This window comes from Williamsia sp. Y853 (assembly GCF_056786495.1).
The window spans coordinates 69886-86288 of the sequence record NZ_JBXCJC010000004.1 but is presented as its reverse complement, the minus strand read 5'-3'; the positions used below and the strand labels follow the sequence as shown (position 1 = coordinate 86288).

17 protein-coding genes and 1 riboswitch are annotated in these 16403 nt (G+C 63.8%); of the genes, 3 read left to right on the top strand and 14 right to left on the bottom strand.

Annotated elements, in window-relative coordinates:
• Nucleotides 1–25: 25 nt before the first annotated feature.
• The 7 genes from AC1TPF_RS20905 to AC1TPF_RS20875 form a co-directional block, all read right to left on the bottom strand.
• Nucleotides 26–1000, bottom strand: coding sequence for an alpha/beta hydrolase (locus tag AC1TPF_RS20905; RefSeq protein WP_482141227.1), 975 nt, complete (start codon nt 998–1000; stop codon nt 26–28).
• Nucleotides 1001–1146: 146 nt separating this feature from the next.
• Nucleotides 1147–2391, bottom strand: a complete 1245-nt coding sequence (locus AC1TPF_RS20900; protein WP_482141229.1) for a wax ester/triacylglycerol synthase domain-containing protein — start codon at nt 2389–2391, stop codon at nt 1147–1149.
• Nucleotides 2392–2423: 32 nt separating this feature from the next.
• Nucleotides 2424–3152 carry an ethanolamine ammonia-lyase subunit EutC gene (gene eutC, locus AC1TPF_RS20895; RefSeq protein ID WP_482141231.1) on the bottom strand — a complete coding sequence of 243 codons (729 nt, stop codon included), beginning with the start codon at nt 3150–3152 and terminating at the stop codon, nt 2424–2426.
• Nucleotides 3149–4573: an ethanolamine ammonia-lyase subunit EutB gene (locus AC1TPF_RS20890; RefSeq protein ID WP_482141233.1), complete on the bottom strand. Its 1425-nt coding sequence runs from the start codon at nt 4571–4573 to the stop codon at nt 3149–3151. Before AC1TPF_RS20890 ends, eutC begins: the two co-directional genes overlap by 4 nt.
• A gap of 3 nt (nt 4574–4576) precedes the next feature.
• On the bottom strand, nt 4577–5986 hold the full coding sequence (gene eat / locus AC1TPF_RS20885) for an ethanolamine permease (protein WP_482141234.1): 1410 nt from the start codon (nt 5984–5986) through the stop codon (nt 4577–4579).
• Between the two features lie 68 nt (nt 5987–6054).
• Complete coding sequence (locus AC1TPF_RS20880) at nt 6055–7275, bottom strand: N(5)-(carboxyethyl)ornithine synthase (protein WP_482141236.1); 1221 nt, start codon at nt 7273–7275, stop codon at nt 6055–6057.
• The gene (locus AC1TPF_RS20875) at nt 7229–7357 is read right to left on the bottom strand and encodes a hypothetical protein (RefSeq protein WP_482141238.1); all 129 of its coding nucleotides are present in this window, start codon (nt 7355–7357) and stop codon (nt 7229–7231) included. The genes AC1TPF_RS20880 and AC1TPF_RS20875 overlap by 47 nt, the downstream gene beginning before the upstream one ends.
• Before the next feature lie 117 nt (nt 7358–7474).
• On the opposite strand from AC1TPF_RS20875, the gene AC1TPF_RS20870 reads away from it, so the two are divergent.
• Nucleotides 7475–8281 (top strand): exodeoxyribonuclease III, encoded by an 807-nt coding sequence (locus AC1TPF_RS20870; protein ID WP_482141239.1) that lies wholly within the window; start codon nt 7475–7477, stop codon nt 8279–8281.
• Between the two features lie 4 nt (nt 8282–8285).
• Here the strand turns inward: AC1TPF_RS20870 and AC1TPF_RS20865 are convergent, their stop codons facing one another.
• Together AC1TPF_RS20865 and AC1TPF_RS20860 are read right to left on the bottom strand one after the other, a co-directional pair.
• Complete coding sequence (locus AC1TPF_RS20865) at nt 8286–8723, bottom strand: MarR family winged helix-turn-helix transcriptional regulator (protein WP_482141241.1); 438 nt, start codon at nt 8721–8723, stop codon at nt 8286–8288.
• Nucleotides 8724–8798: 75 nt separating this feature from the next.
• Entirely contained in the window at nt 8799–9722 is a 924-nt protein-coding gene (locus tag AC1TPF_RS20860) for a hypothetical protein (protein WP_482145198.1), read from the bottom strand.
• 209 nt (nt 9723–9931) lie between these two features.
• Here AC1TPF_RS20860 and thiC point away from each other — a divergent pair, with 209 nt between their 5' ends.
• Together thiC and thiD are read left to right on the top strand one after the other, a co-directional pair.
• Nucleotides 9932–11590 carry a phosphomethylpyrimidine synthase ThiC gene (thiC, locus tag AC1TPF_RS20855; protein WP_482145197.1) on the top strand — a complete coding sequence of 553 codons (1659 nt, stop codon included), beginning with the start codon at nt 9932–9934 and terminating at the stop codon, nt 11588–11590.
• Nucleotides 11587–12438: a bifunctional hydroxymethylpyrimidine kinase/phosphomethylpyrimidine kinase gene (gene thiD, locus AC1TPF_RS20850; protein ID WP_482145196.1), complete on the top strand. Its 852-nt coding sequence runs from the start codon at nt 11587–11589 to the stop codon at nt 12436–12438. Before thiC ends, thiD begins: the two co-directional genes overlap by 4 nt.
• Before the next feature lie 4 nt (nt 12439–12442).
• Here the strand turns inward: thiD and AC1TPF_RS20845 are convergent, their stop codons facing one another.
• The 5 genes from AC1TPF_RS20845 to thiO all read right to left on the bottom strand — a co-directional run bounded on the left by AC1TPF_RS20845 (nt 12443) and on the right by thiO (nt 16287).
• Nucleotides 12443–13195: an ABC transporter permease gene (locus AC1TPF_RS20845; protein ID WP_482145195.1), complete on the bottom strand. Its 753-nt coding sequence runs from the start codon at nt 13193–13195 to the stop codon at nt 12443–12445.
• Complete coding sequence (locus AC1TPF_RS20840; RefSeq protein ID WP_482145194.1) at nt 13195–14214, bottom strand: ABC transporter ATP-binding protein; 1020 nt, start codon at nt 14212–14214, stop codon at nt 13195–13197. The genes AC1TPF_RS20845 and AC1TPF_RS20840 overlap by 1 nt, the downstream gene beginning before the upstream one ends.
• Nucleotides 14215–14292: 78 nt before the next feature.
• Nucleotides 14293–15054, bottom strand: a complete 762-nt coding sequence (thiG, locus tag AC1TPF_RS20835) for a thiazole synthase (protein WP_482141253.1) — start codon at nt 15052–15054, stop codon at nt 14293–14295.
• Nucleotides 15047–15250: a sulfur carrier protein ThiS gene (gene thiS, locus AC1TPF_RS20830; RefSeq protein ID WP_482141255.1), complete on the bottom strand. Its 204-nt coding sequence runs from the start codon at nt 15248–15250 to the stop codon at nt 15047–15049. The genes thiG and thiS overlap by 8 nt, the downstream gene beginning before the upstream one ends.
• On the bottom strand, nt 15247–16287 hold the full coding sequence (gene thiO, locus AC1TPF_RS20825; RefSeq protein WP_482145193.1) for a glycine oxidase ThiO: 1041 nt from the start codon (nt 16285–16287) through the stop codon (nt 15247–15249). Before thiO ends, thiS begins: the two co-directional genes overlap by 4 nt.
• A riboswitch (TPP riboswitch) is annotated at nt 16278–16400 on the bottom strand. Its footprint overlaps the gene before it by 10 nt.
• Nucleotides 16401–16403: the final 3 nt, after the last annotated feature.

Here is a 16403-nt window from a genome sequence, read left to right as displayed (position 1 = left end):
TGGCGCGAATTCGGCCCGGAGAGCCTCAGCGGAACCAGCCGGAGTCCTTCGCCCGCCACAGCATCTCCGACCAGTATCCCCAGTCGTGTGTGCCGGTGATCGGGTAATCGGTGGTGATGGGCAGCCGGTTGATCGCCGCCTGGGCCTCAAATGCGCGGGTTTGCGCAAGGGCCAGCACCTCGAGGGGCGAACCCTTGAGGGAGTTGATGGGATCGGTGTTGTATTGACCCCACAGTCCGGTAGACGCGGCGACCCGTACTTTGAGCCCGTGCATCTTCGGCACTTGGATGAGTGGGTCGTTGTCCGCCCATCGCGGACTCCATGGCGGACCGAACATGCTGTCTGAGTTGAACGGACCAACACCGGCTTCGATGCCCGCATCGATGAGTATCAAGCGCACCGCACTGCGGGTGCCGGGCACCGACAACGCCAGGACGCCGGACATGGAAAACGCATGCGAAAAGTTTTGTCGATTGTTGGCAGCGATCACCAGTGCAGGGCCGCCGCCCATCGAAATTCCGGCGATGGCGTACCTGCCACTTGGTCCGCGAAGTCCCTGCGCGTCCATAGCCTGAACCAGGCTCCACGTGATCACGCAGTTCCACTGGTACCGGAACTGTTGGTTGTTGAGGTTGCTCGGGGCGTCCCAATCGGCATACCAGCTGGCCAGCCCGCCGATGGGCTGAACCACGTTGACGCCGGAATCGGCCATGTCCTGAACCCGGGTGTTGTGCTCCCATCCGCTGACATCGTTGGTCGCCCGCAATCCGTCGAGGAGGACCACCGTCTTGTAGTTCTCTGGCCGCGCCCAGTAGTTGACCTTGATCGGGCCGGGCATGCCACAGGAGTCGATCCACATTGTCTGACGAGCTGGTGCCGCATTTGCGGCACCAGAACCGATGGTCAGGCCGCCGGCGATCAGCATCGCCGCACCGACAGTCGCGGCGAGTGAACGCATTCCGATTCGAGCGCCCGAGCGTCTGGCTGCAACGAGTTTCATCGACGGTTCTCCCTCAGGCTTGAATGCCATCTGGTACCCATGTCGTCAAAAGCACATCAAATGTAACGCGAAGGACCCCTTATTTGCGCTGGATGACCAAATCCGTCAGGGCCATCCCCCGACGTCCATGCGGAGGCTCCCGGACCTCAATCGGCGGCGATGGCCGCCAGCGTCCGTTCGACCGCCGCCGCAATCTCCGCCACGTCGGGGATGTACTCGGAGTCGGTTTCGATGCCGATCCACAACCGGCCGGCGTAGGACGCTGCTGTGAATCCGACCCGTACGTTGCCGGCAAGCGGCCCCAAGGGCCACAGTTCGACAAGTGGCGCGCCATCGAGCACCAGTGGGCGGCTCGGACCCCGCACATTGGACGCGACAGTCGCGATCATGCGCTGGTGCCGGGCGAGCACATTGAATCCGCGTGCCAGTAGGGCCGAGCGGATGACGGTCCCCGAGGCCCGCGCAAGGGCCTTCGAGGCAGCCGTCCGCGCAGCGACCACCGCAAGTGCGGACAACGGATCGGAAAGTGGCACATCGACAATCATCAAGCCGACGGCATTGTGCGCGGGGCCGTGCGCGTCGATTCGCACCGGAACCGAAATCGCGAGGGATTCCGGAATCGGTTCTCCCGCATGCTCGATCACAACAGCGAGCCCCTGTCCCACCGCGATCAGGTAGGCGTCGTTGACCGTTGCGCCGCAGCGTTGGGCAGCTGCCTCGAGCGCCGCAAGATCGACACTGGCGGACGACACTGCCCGGCCCGCACTCACGGGACCGAGCAGTATCCGAGACCTGATGCGCGACTGCATGATCGAACGCACCCGAAAGGCCAGCCGCGAGGCGGACGACGGCACGGAACCCGCCTCGCGCTCAACAACTCTCACCGGCCGGGCATCGTGCTCCACCGAATCCTCCCCGAAAAGGCGCTCCATCAATGCGCTCGCGCGAGCGCCATCGACCAGCGCGTGGTGTAGCCGCACCACCATTCCGCAGCGGCCAGGCCGAGCGGCCGGGACGAGCGCGATGTGCCAGAGCGGGTGATTGGGGCCCAGTGGTGTCATCACCAAACGGCTGCATACATCTTCGAACCCTTCACCGGGGAGCGCTTCCTCGATGGTGATGTGCACCGCGGGATCGGCCGCTGCATACGTCCACCACCATTGCCCGTCCCGACGATCGGGACGCTGGTGCAGGTCGACCTCCGCCTCGATCCGCGGGCTGAGCGCGACGCGGAGCCGATCGATGTCAGGGTGGCCATTGTGGTCGACGAAGCCGCTGCCGCCGCCCAGCACTCCGGCCAGCGTCACAACGTACGGCTGACCGCCGGGGCTGATGCCGAGCGTCGCAACATCGACCGCAGCAATCGGTACATCGGGAATCGGCCTACTCATCGAAACCCCCTGCGCTGACCATCATCCGAACCTCAGTCAGCGGTCAGCGAGCGACTGTTGTCCTTGAGTTCAAAGCCGCTGCGTCCCAGTGTGCGGGCACCTTCCACCAGCGCCGCACACACCCGGGCGGCGTCGGCGTAGCCCAGACCGCCGGGTGGGTGGATGTTGCTGATGCAGTTGCGCATCGAATCGGCCCGCCCCGGCGTCGGCAAGTGTGTCAGGTAGATCCCGACGCTGTCGGCGACCGACAGTCCCGGACGCTCGCCGATGATGACGATCAATGTTCCGACCTTCTGGGCCGCCCCGATGTGATCACCCAACGCCACCCGGGCCTGGGTGGCGATCACCGGTGGGGCGAGCGAATAGCTCGGTGCCAAAACCTCTTTCAAAGCCGAAAGCAAGCCCGCGCCGTGTTCGGCGAGCGCAATCGGAGACAACCCGTCGGCCAGAACAATGCCGATATCGGCACCGATTTCATCCACGGAATCCAGATCTGCCGGCATCCGACCCAGATCCGGCCTGCGCAGGTACTCACTGCGATCGGCAGCCCGGCTAGTCACCAACAGCGGTTCCCCCAGACCCACCGCCGCGACGTCGACAACCAGCGCGTCGACGTCAAGTGGCTGGTGAACCGCATCCCTGGCCGCCGCGTGCGCAGTGGCGAACTCGAGCACCCGCGTCGTCGGAAGCGAATCCCCGGTGCGCCCCAGCCCGATTCGTGCCGCCGTGCGCAGACGCAGCGCATCCCACAGTTCACTCATCGGGCCACCGGACCGGCGAGCGAGCGCAGCGGCGACGCTTCCGGTGCCAGATCCAGCACCCGGCCGTCCGGACCGAGCATGCCGATCCGGTCAAGCCAGGCGGCGAACTCGGGGGCCGGAGCCAAACCCAGTGTGCGGCGGGCATACAACGCGTCATGGAACGACAAACTCTGGTACCCGAGCATCACATCGTCGGCGCCGGGCACGGTGATGACAAATGGCACACCGGCGACCCCGAGCAGCGTCAACAGGTTGTCCATGTCGTCCTGATCGGCTTCGGCATGATTGGTGTAACAGACATCCACCCCCATCGGCAGACCCAGCAACTTCCCACAGAAGTGGTCTTCGAGACCGGCGCGCAGGATCTGCTTGCCGTCGTACAGGTATTCGGGGCCGATGAACCCGACCACTGTGTTGATCAGCAGCGGATCGAGTTCGCGCGCAACAGCATACGAGCGCGTCTCCAATGTCTGTTGATCAACGGGCTTTCCACCGGTCCCGATGTGAGCGCCCGCCGACAACGCCGACCCCTGCCCCGTCTCCAGATACATCACATTGTTGCCGACGGTCCCGCGCTGCAACGACTTCCCTGCCTCGTTCCCCTCGCGCAGCACCGCGAGGTCGACACCGAAACCCTTGTTGGCGCCTTCGGTTCCGGCTATCGACTGGAACACCAGATCCACCGGCGCCCCCGCCTCGATCAAACCGATCGTGGTGGTGACATGCGAGAGCACACACGATTGCACCGGAATCTCGTACCGCTGCCGGATGTCGTCGAGCAAATGCAGCAACTCCGATGTCGCGTGCGGTGAATCGGTCGCCGGATTGATCCCGATCACCGCATCCCCACAGCCGAGCAACAATCCGTCGAGAGTTGCCGCGGCGACCCCCGTCGGATCGTCTGTGGGATGGTTCGGTTGTAGTCGGGTCGCCAGCGTTCCCGGCAGACCGATGGTGGTCCGGAACGCCGACACCACCGAGACCGCACGCGACACCGCGATCAGATCCTGATTGCGCATCAGCTTGCTCACCGCCGCCGCCATTTCCGGCGTCACCCCTCGAGACACCGAAGTGAACGTCGCAGCGGCGTCGGCCGCAGGTCCGGCCGCCACGTCCAGCAACCAGTCCCGGAACTCCCCGACAGTAAACGATCCAACGGTCGAAAATGCCTGCGCATCATGGGTATCCATGATCAACCGCGTGACCTCATCGGTCTCGTACGGAACCACGTCCTCGGTCAAGAACACCGTCAACGGCACATCGGCAAGGGCCCACTGTGCGGCCGCCCGTTCGGTATCCGACTCGGCTGCACACCCGGCCAATTCGTCCCCGCTACGGGCCGGTGTCGCTTTCGCCAGCAACTCCACCAACCCGTCGAAGATGTAGGTGGTGCCGGCGAGCGTGTGTCGATAGATCGTCACGCCTTATTCCATTTCCTCGTCTGCCTCTGCGAGCAAGGCGAACTCCTCGTCGGGCGAGTTCGCCACCAGGTGTTTGCGGCTGTACAAACCAAAGTAGGCCATGAAGATGACAAACGCGCCCAGACACCAGAGCGCCGCCGTGGTGTCGACCAGGAAGGTGGCGATCACCGAGGCGATGGCGATCACGAGAGCGAAACCGGTGGTGTAGACCCCACCCGGGGTCTTGTACGGACGTGGCATATCAGGCTCACGAACCCGGAGCACGATGTGACTGACCATCATCAGCACGTAGCTGAGCGCGGCCCCGAAGACGGCCATGTTCAACAGGATTGCGCCCTCGCCGGTGAAGGTGAGCGCGAATCCGATGATGCCCGGGATGATCAGCGCCCAGGTCGGTGCCTTCCGGCTGTTGGTGACCGACAGTGCCGTCGGCAGATAGCCGGCCCGTGACAATGCGAACAGCTGACGCGAGTAGGCGTACATGATCGAGAAGAAGCTCGCGACCAGACCGGCCAGCCCGATGTAGTTGACGACCGTTGCGGCACTGCCGTCGATCGCGTCGACCAGCGGGTTCGCCGATTCGCCGACACCCTGCGCGCCGAGCGCGCCGGTGGCCAGGAACAACACCAGTGCAGCGGTCAGGAGCAGGACGCCCATGGCCGCGATGATGCCGCGCGGCACGTTCTTCTCGGGGTTCTCGGCTTCTTCCGCGGCCAGCGGCACGCCTTCGATGGCCAGGAAGAACCAGATCGCGAACGGGATCGCGGACCAGATGCCCAAATAGCCGAACGGCAGGAAATCCGACGATCCGGTTGCATCCGGATCAGCGGCGATGTCCGTGAGCAGCCCCGTGTCGAAACTCCCGATGGCGGCGATACCGAAGATGACCAGCCCGACAAGCGCGATCGCGGTGATGACGAACATCGCCTTGAGGGCCTCGCCCGCACCGACGAGGTGGATGCCGATGAAGACCACGTACACAGCGAGGTAAACCCACCAACCGTCGGAGATCCCGAACAGGTCCAGCGATTCGACGTAGCCGCCGATGAAGGTGGCGATGGCTGCCGGGGCGATCGCGTACTCGATCAGGATCGCCGTGCCGGTGGCAAACCCACCCCACGGCCCCAACGCCCGCCGGGCAAAGGTGTAACCACCACCGGCGGCAGGCAGCGCCGATGACATCTCTGCCATCCCCAGCACCATCGCGAAATACATCGCGGCGATGATCACCGACGCGATGAGCAGACCACCGAATCCGCCTTCGAGCAGACCGGCATTCCATCCGGCGTAATCACCGGAGATCACATAGCTGACACCAAGCCCGGCGAGGAGAACCCACCCGGCTGTGCCCTTACGCAGTTGACGCTTCTGAAGATATTCGGAGGACTCCGAGATCTCGGTTGCATGGGTCATGCCGAACGGTATCGAGCCTTTGCAGCGACGAGGTTAGCGCCAGCTTGCGACCTTGTTTCGTCCGATGATCAGCCGACGGCGGCGACAGCGCGATCCGACCGGAACACGTGGGGGTACACCTCTTCGCGGTCCTGGAACGACAGGATCGATGGATTCGAGACCACACCTTCGCGGACCTCGATCGCCCGCGAGATGACAGGTGCGTCATCCCAGGCCGCAGGCCCATCCATGATCACACTCAGATGCGGCAGCAACGCCGAACTGATCTCCCAGGTCGCCGAGTCCCACAAGTAGGAAGGGCTGTGGTCAACCGCGTAGTAGAGGACATTGTTGCCGACGGTGAACGACGGCTCGATGAACGTCGTCGGGCGGGCCCAGCTGAAGCCCATGCCTTCGTCGCAAGAAACATCGATGATGATGCTGCCCGCTTCGAACGCCTCCAGGTCGGATTCGTCGAGAAAGGTCAGCGGCATGTCGGTGTTCTGCAGGACGCAGTTGACGATGATGTCGCTACCTGAGAGGAACTCGGCCACCGACACCATGCCATCCGGCGTCTGCGCCGACATACTGGCCGGGTCACCGCGCTCGCCGTACTCGAGCTGCACGATCTGGGTTCCGTGGATCGGTGAGCCGACCGCCGCGACGTCACGGTTGGTCAACACGTGCACCTCGCCGATGCCGTGCGCATTGAGTGCGGTCACCGCACCGCGTGCGGTGGCTCCGAAACCGATGACGGTGGCCTTGAGCCGGCGACCGTAGTCGCCGGTCTTGCCTGCCAGCTCCAGCGCGTGCAGCACCGAGCAGTAGCCGGCCAGTTCATTGTTCTTGTGGAAGACGTGGAGGGCAAAGCGACCGTCGGCCCCCCAATGGTTCATCGCCTCGAATGCGATGAGCGTCAATCGACGGTCGATGGCGATCTGGGTGAGGGCGGTGTCCTGCACGCAGTGCGGCCAGCCCCAGATCGTTTGTCCGACACGCATTTCCAAGAGATCAGCAGCCTGCACCTTGGGAAGCAGGATGACGTCGCAGTCGGCGATCAATTCCGCGCGGGACGCAATTCGTCCGACATACGGCAGCAGATCGGCGTCGGTGACGCCAAAATGCTCGCCGTAACCGTGTTCGAGCTGAATGTATGGGCGCAGGTCCTCATCGAGGTCCACGAAATGCCGCGGATGGACAGGCAGTCGACGCTCGTTCTCTTTGGCCGAATGCGCCAGTATCCCAACAGAAAGTCTGGGCACCTCAGCGTTTCTTGCTGCCAGTGAAGTTGGTCTCGCCAGGCGCGGCATCGGACTTGCCTTTTTTGATGGCGCGCTTTTCTTTCAGGGACTTGCCGGTCTTCATACCTTGACGGGGCGATTTGTCTGCCATGTGGCGATCCCTTGATTGAGAACCTGATAGGTCCCGATTGGCTCACCTTACGCCCACGGGATCCACAATCACCGGGCGCAGACCTGCGCGGACACACCGGTGTGAAAAACTTGCTGCATGCTTCGAATCGCCACCTGGAACGTCAACTCCATCCGCGCCCGCAGTGAGCGGGTGGTCAACTGGCTCGAACGGTCGAACATCGACGTCCTGGCGATGCAGGAGACCAAATGCAAAGACGAGCAGTTCCCGGCGATGGGTTTCGAGGCCGCCGGGTACGAGGTCGCCACCTTCGGCTTCAGCCAGTGGAACGGCGTGGCGATCGCTTCGCGCGTCGGCCTCGAGGACGTCGCGCGCCAGTTCGACAACCAGCCCGGATTCACCAAGGACCCTGAAGTGGCTCCGGTCCTGGAGGCCAGAGCGCTCGGCGCCACCTGCGGCGGTGTGCGGGTATGGAGCCTTTATGTACCCAACGGCCGCTCCCTCACCGATCCGCACTACGCGTACAAGCTCGAATGGCTGGCTGCGCTACGCGACAACGCCGACAAATGGCTGGCCGATGATCCGCAGGCACAGATCGCGCTGACCGGGGACTGGAACATCGCACCCACCGACGACGACGTGTGGGATCCGGCGTTCTTCGAAGACAAGACGCACACCTCCGAACCCGAACGCAACGCATTCGAGGCAATGGTCAAGACCGGCTACGCGGATGTGGTGCGGCCTCATGCACCCGGACCCGGCGTCTACACCTATTGGGATTACACCCAACTCCGGTTCCCCAAGCGGCAGGGAATGCGCATCGACTTCAGTCTGTGTTCACCGGCACTGGCAGCCCGGGTCACCCACGCCGAGATCGACCGTGAAGAACGAAAAGGCAAGGGCGCCAGCGATCATGCTCCGGTGATCATGGAGCTCGGCGACTGAGCACTCACTGCTCGGGGCGTTCGGCCAACTCCTCGGCGATCTTGTGCAAGGCCCGCGCCAGGACATCCCGTTCGGTCTCGTCCAGCCCGGCCAGAGCCTTCTCCAGCACCTGAACCCGGTGAGACCGATTGCCGTTGCCCAGTTCGATTCCGGTCTCGCTCGGCGCCAGCAGGCTCGCCCGGCCGTCCGCCGGATCTGCGGTACGCACCACAAGACCGTCTCGTTCGAGACCGGTGACGATCCGCGACATCGTCGGCACCGTGAGATTCTCGCGTTCGGCCAGCGTCGACAGTCGAATCGGTACCCCGGTGTCGAGCAGTACCCACAGCGCCGACAACGAACTCAACGGCAGTGCACTCTTGTTCGCACCCGCGCGCAGCGCCCTGGCGATCCTTGCGAGATCACGCGAAACTGAGGCGGCGGCGTTATTGGGCGCTGTCATAAACAGGTAGTTTACGTGCGAAGAATTCAGACGTACCGGGCTATTCGATAAGTAATGCTCACAGGCAGGGCGCGGTCAGTCTGCCAGCCGGGCAGCATCAACGTCTTTGCCTGCTTCGGCGGCGTTGGCGGCCTGCGCGGCACCGGACCACGCGATCACCATCGCCCCGGCCACCGCCACGACGAACCCGGTGACAGCGAGCCAGGTCCGTCCCGGCACGGCATCGTCGCCGAGCCAGATGATGCCGACAATCGCGGGCAGGACCGTCTCACCGACCACCACCGCCGCCGTCGCCGCATTCACCGAGCCGAGTTGCAACGCAACGGTGTTCAGGTAGTAGCCGCCGGCACCGGTCAACAGGATCGCGTAGGCGGCCGGGTCGGACAGGATCTCGATGATATTGAAATCGGAGATCCCGTTGAGGATCCGCACCGACACCGCGACCACCCCGAACATGGCACCGGCACCGAGTCCGGCGGCGATCGCCGCCCGCGAACCGAGCCACCGGACGAGCCCGAAGGACAGACCCGCCAAGGCAAACGCCACCACGAGTACACCCCAGTGGAACCACATCCCATCGTGACCGGTCCCGTCCTCATCTGCCGACAGTCCGATCGCGACGAGCGCCCCCACCACCGCGCCGATCGCGATCCAGTCCCGGAGCAGCAGTTTGATGTCGAGGACAAAGATCCCGAGGATCGCCGTGACAACCAGATACGAACTGACGATGGTCTGAGACAAGAACAGCGGAGCCAGGCGCGAGGCCACGGCGTTGCCCGCGAAACCGAGGACATCGAGAACGGTACCGACGATGAACGCACCGGTCAGTACTGCAGCGATGGTGGCGCGCATGGTCGGACCGCCGGTGGCGGTCTCGAACCCGGTATCGCCCCTTGCCACCGCATCTTGTTTGGACTGGCGCGCACCGTAGGCCTGCAATACGGACGAGGTGCCGTACGCGAGCGCGGCGAACACGGCCGCGAGGACCCCATAGACCATTTGCCGAGTATGACCGATGGGCCCGGAACAATGCCGTGAACCAACTACCCGAACGGATCCTGCCCACCAAAACTCCGGACGGTGACGTAAGCTACGCCGAGAACAACTTCACAAGCACGGGGGCTCTTCGATCCGAGGGCTGAGAGGACGGCAGGCGGCCGTCGACCGTATGAACCTGACCGGATAATGCCGGCGTAGGGAGAAATACCATGGCGACAGCCGTCCATTCAGTCACGACCGGACCCATTCGTGGCAGCTCGAAGACCTACCAAAAGATCGACCATCTGCGCGTTCCCGGCCGGCGCGTGCACCTGTCCAACGGTGAGCATCACGACCTGTACGACACCTCCGGCCCCTACACCGAGACCGACCCACAATTCGACCTCGAAGCCGGCCTCCCGAAGACTCGCGATACCTGGCAACGACCCGCACCCATCAACGGTGCCAGCACCCAACTAGCTTGGGCCAGAGCAGGTTTGATCACCGACGAGGTGCGTTACGTGGCGGCACGGGAACAGTTGCCCGCCGAACTCGTCCGCGCAGAGGTGGCCGCAGGCCGAGCCGTCATCCCGGCCAACCACCGGCATCCGGAATCGGAGCCGATGATCATCGGCAAAGCCTTCACCGTGAAGGTCAACGCCAATATCGGGAACTCCGCGGTCACGTCGTCCATCGCCGAAGAGGTCGAGAAGATGGTGTGGGCCACCCGATGGGGAGCCGACACCATCATGGACCTGTCCACCGGCAAAGACATCCACGCCACCCGCGAATGGATCATGCGCAATTCACCGGTGCCGGTGGGTACCGTACCCATCTACCAGGCAATGGAGAAGGTCAACGGCGATCCGACTCAGCTCACCTGGGAGATCTACCGCGACACCGTGATCGAGCAGGCCGAACAGGGTGTGGACTACATGACGGTGCATGCGGGTGTGCTGCTGCGGTATGTGCCGCTGGCCGCGAACCGCGTCACCGGCATCGTCTCGCGCGGTGGTTCGATCATGGCGGCCTGGTGCCTCGCGCACCACGAAGAATCGTTCCTCTACACACACTTCGACGAACTCTGTCGCATCTTTGCGCAATACGACATCACCTTCTCGCTCGGCGACGGCCTGCGTCCGGGTTCGATCGCCGACGCGAACGATGCCGCACAATTCGCCGAATTGCGCACCCTCGGCGAGCTGACGAAGATCGCCAAATCCTTTGGTGTGCAGGTGATGATCGAAGGGCCGGGCCACGTCCCCATGCACAAGATCGTGGAGAACGTCCGACTCGAAGAGGAACTCTGCGAAGAAGCCCCCTTCTACACACTCGGCCCCCTTGCCACCGACATCGCGCCTGCATACGACCACATCACTTCTGCCATCGGCGCCGCGATGATCGCCCAGGCCGGCACCGCGATGCTCTGTTATGTCACACCCAAAGAGCATCTGGGCCTACCCAACCGGGATGACGTCAAGGTCGGCGTGATCACCTACAAGATCGCCGCCCATGCCGCCGACCTCGCCAAAGAACATCCGCGAGCACAGGAACGGGACAACGCACTGTCGAAGGCACGCTTCGAGTTTCGCTGGAACGACCAGTTCAACCTCTCGCTCGATCCCGACACCGCTGTGGAGTATCACGACGAGACGATGCCGGCCGAGCCGGCCAAGACCGCCCATTTCTGCTCGATGTGCGGCCCCAAGTTCTGCTCGATGCGCATCTCCGCCGATGTCCGCGAATACGCGCAGAAACACAACCTGGTGACCCAGGACGACATCGACCGCAAGTTGGCGGCCGACATGGCGGCCAAGTCCCAGGAGTTCCGCGACAAGGGAGGCGCCGTGTATCTGCCGCTGACCGAGGCGAATTCGGTTGCAACATGAGTGAGACACCACTGTTGCCGCTCGCCGAACCAGGCCAGAGCCCGATCCGTGTCATGACCATCGCCGGGACGGATTCCGGTGGCGGCGCGGGCATCAACGCCGACCTACGCACCATGGCATTGCTTGGCGTACATGCCACCACGGCGGTGGCGGCGGTCACCGTACAGAACAGTCTGGGGGTCAGCGGATTTCATCCGGTACCCCCCGAGGTGGTGGCCGCCCAGATCCACTCGGTTGTCACCGACATCGGGATCAGCGCAGCCAAGACCGGCATGCTCGCCTCCGGCGACATCATCAACGCGATCGTCGACGTCGCCGGCGACCTCGACATCGGCCGCGGCCGGTCCATCCCACTCGTTGTCGACCCGGTGTGTGCGTCCATGCACGGCGATCAACTGCTGGCCGATGAGGCGATGCATTCGTTACGCAGCAAGCTCATTCCGATTGCCACCGTGATCACGCCGAACCTCGACGAGGTCAGGCTGATCACCGGGATCGAGGTGACCGATCGGGCCAGTCAGGAAGCTGCCGCCCGGGAATTGCACGCCCTCGGTGCGCAGTGGGCACTGGTCAAGGGTGGCCACCTGCGGTCTGATCCGAACAGTCCGGACCTGCTGTTCGACGGATCGGACTTCATCGAACTGACCGCCAAACGCATCGACACCACCCACGACCACGGGGCCGGCGACACGCTGGCCGCAGCGATCACATGTGCACTGGCCCATGGCTATTCGGTGCCGGCCGCGGTCCGTTTCGCCAAAGCGTGGGTGACCCGTTCACTGTCCGCGGCCTACCCGCTCGGGGCAGGCCACGGACCGGTGAATCCACTGTGGCGCCTCGGAGTGTGAGGACTCAGGCGTCGCGACGGTCGGTGACATAGATCGCGGCACCGAAGACCACCGCGGCAAACACGATGTAGTAAACGAGCGAACCGTATTCATTCCAGTGGAAATCGACGCTCGACCCGTTGCCGCCGCCATAGAGGAAGTGGTCGCCGTTGACGAACGGCAGGAACGGCCCAATCCAGTCTTGTACCTTCGGGATCGACGCGAGCACGTTCTCCAGCACCAGCATCCATACCAGCAGGATGACGATCGCACCGGCTGTCTGCCGGATCATCGCACCCAGGCCCAGTGCGATCAGCGCCGAGAAGAACGCATAGACCGGTACTCCCCAGTACATCCGTACCGCATCGGATCCGAGCAGATCGAAGTCACTGCCGGACAACGATTTACCCAGCACGATCGCCAACACAGCGAGCACAAATGTGATGCCGGCGGCCAGACCCCCGTAGACAACAGCTTTGGCGAACAACACGTTGTGCCGATTCGGGATGGCCTGAAAAGTGGTTCGGATCGTGCCGAAGCGATATTCACTCGTCACCGCCAATACGGCCATGATCATCAGGACGACAACACCGAAACCGCTCACCCCGAACAGAAAGTCTGAGGCGTCAAGACTGTCGCTGCTGGTCCCTCCGTCGTCGACCAGGCCGAACAGTATGGCCATGCCGAGGCCCAGCACGATCACGATGCCGACACACCAGTACGGCGACTTGGTGGTGAGTAGTTTGATGCGTTCAGCTGCAATTGAATGTGTCAGCATCAGTTGCCCCCTCCGTACTGGTTCACGTTCTGCTGATTCCACGTCTTCTGCGGTGGCTGATTCGACTGCCACCCCGGTGGCGGTTGCTGTGCACTGGTCGCCATCGATTCGTTGCCGTGGTACTCGACGGCACCGGCCGTCATCGACATGAACACTTCCTCGAGCGACGCAGTTGTACTGGAGAGTTCATGCAGGCCGATCCCGCTGGCTGCAGCGACGTCACCGATCTGATCGGTGGTGACGTTCTCCAGGTTCAGTGCCGGCCCCGAGCCTTCATCGGCGACCGGCACGGACCGCAGTCCGGCTGCCGCCAAGGCCGATTGGAGTTCGGCGAGCCGAGGGCTCCGCACACGTACGGTGACCATCGCCCCACCGGTGAAATCCTTCACCGATGAGTCGGCGATCAACTGTCCGCGGCCGATGACGATCAGATGCTCTGCCGTCAGCGCCATCTCGGTGAGCAGATGACTGGAGACCAACACAGTACGCCCCTGGTCAGCCAAGGCGCGCATGAACTTTCGAATCCAGACGATGCCCTCCGGATCGAGTCCGTTCACCGGTTCGTCGAAGAGCAGGACCCCGGGATCGCCGAGCAGTGCGGCGGCAAGGCCAAGACGCTGCGACATACCCAGCGAGAAGCCGCCTGCTTTCTTGCCCGCCACCTCGGTCAGGCCGACATCGGCGAGGACCTGGTCGACGCGGTGAAGAGGTATGCCGTTCGCTGCCGCCATCCACCGCAAGTGGTTGCGAGCCGATCGGTTCGGATGCACCCACTTTGCGTCGAGAAGGGCCCCGACCTGCGTCAACGGATTCTTCAGGTCGCGGTACAGCTTCCCGTTGATGGTTGCCGTTCCGGCGGTGGGCCGGTCCAGACCGAGAATCATGCGCATCGTCGTCGACTTACCTGCACCGTTCGGTCCGAGGAATCCGGTCACCAGACCGGGCTTCACATCGAAGGTGAGGTTACTGACCACCTGATTCTGGCCGTAGACCTTTGTCAATCCCTGAACACTGATCATGGCTCACAGTCTGCCATCGAGCTGTCGTCAACCGCATCATCCTTCAGTCTGACAAATCAGACGTGGGATCAGGTGTGATCAGCGATCGATCTGAGGCGACGACGCCTGCGCCCAGAACCTCTTCGGAATACGCCCCGCACCATGCGCGAGCCGGCCGGCGACGACCGCGGCCTGCATCGCCGCGGCCATGCGCGGCGGGTCTGCCGCACGGGTGACCGCCGAGGCCAGCAGCACTCCGGAACATCCCAGCTCCATCGCCAAGGCCGCATCACTGGCGGTCCCGATACCCGCGTCGAGGATCACCGGCACCCGCGCCGACGCCACGATCATCTCGATGTTGTGCCGGTTGATGATCCCGAGTCCGGTGCCGATCGGCGACCCCAACGGCATGACGGCCGCGGCGCCCGCGTCTTCGAGCCGCCGGGCCAGGATCGGATCGTCGTTGCTGTACGGCAACACCACGAATCCGTCGTCGACCAGCGCAGTGGTCGCCGCGACCAGTTCCGGTCCGTCTGGCAACAGGGTGCGGTCATCGCCGACGACCTCGACTTTCACCCAATTGGTCCCGAGGGCCTCGCGGGCGAGCTGAGCGGTCAGCACCGCTTCGGCGGCCGACCGACAGCCGGCCGTATTGGGCAGGACATCGATGTTCAAGCGGCGCAACAGGTCCAGCACACCGGTCCGGCCCGCGGAGTCGACACGCCGCATCGCCACGGTCGTCAGTTCGGTTCCCGAGGCGATCAGGGCCTCTTCGAGCACAGCCAGATTCGCTGCGCCACCGGTGCCGGTGATCAGCCGCGAGTGCAGTGTGCGATCACCGATGATCAGCGGATCATCCACCTTGCACCGCCGTCAGGATCTCGACGCTGCTGCAGGATCCGAGTGCGGTGTGCCAGGTGGACTTCGGACGCACCACCCCGTCGATCGCGATGGCAACGCCGGTGCGCGGCAGATCGAGGTGTTCGAGCAGTTCGACCACGGTCATCCCTTCCGGAAGCGCGGTGGCAACGCCGTTGACGACCACGTCGGTTGTCATGAGAATCTCCCTGGATCGATGGCCGGTTCGTCAATAGTGTTGCCCGCGAGCATGTCCGCCACCAGATCGGCGGTGATAGCGCTCATCAGGATGCCGTTGCGGCCGTGTCCGGTGGCCACACAGACGCGTTCGTCGATTCTGCCGATGATCGGGAGTCCGTCCGGCGTCAGCGGACGCAGCCCGGCATCGGCGGAGAACAGGCGATATTCGCGCAACGACGGCATCAGCTCGATGGCGTCCGCCAGCAGATCGGCCACACCGCCGACCACCGGTTGCAGATCCGCATCGCCGTCGTACTGGGTGGCACCCACGACCACCCCGTCGGATCGGGGCACAACGTAGACGGCACGACCGTTGATCAGCCCTCGGACAACGTGTTTGGGGGGTGAAAGCGCCCCCTGCGCCCAGCCGAGCCGGAGCACCTCCCCCTTCGATGGGTACACCGGCAACCCAGGCAAGAGTTTCGCCGATCCCACGCCCGCGGTCAGCAACAGCTGATCGTCCGGTGGGCCGCCCAGGTCGGTGACCTCGTCACGAACGAAGCGCACCCCGAGGGTGGACGCACTCGCGGTGAGCACCGACAACAACCGGCGGTTGTCCACGGCCATCTCACCACTGGCCAGAAAACCACTGCGTACCCGCGTCGACACCGCCGGTTCGAGCTCACGAATCTCGTTACCGGTCAACGGTTGCACCCGATGACCACGTTGCCCGAGCCAGTCGGCGGCCATCGCGAGTTCGCCGACGTCGGCGCTGTCCACTCCGGCCATCACGCTGGAGCGCGCCGCAACCACACGGGGATCTCCGAGGCTGTCCAAGAACGCAGGCCATCGGGCCATCGCACGTTCGGCAAAGGTGAGATAGGTGTCTTCACCGACGCGACTCTCGCCGGCAATGCCGAGCATTCCGGCCGCAACCGCCGATGCTGCATCACCCCGGTCGGGGTCATAAATGGTTACTTGCCAGCCACTTTCGGCGGCCCGAAGCGCGCAAGACAGCCCGATGACGCCGCCACCGACAATTCCGAGGGTCTTCATCCCACGTCCTTCCTTCGCCGGCATTATCCGGATCAGGTGTAACGGTTTCGCGGACGGTTCGTGTCCTGCGGTCTCAGCCCGAGCGATTCCCTCGAGCACCCGTGTGTGTACTGCCG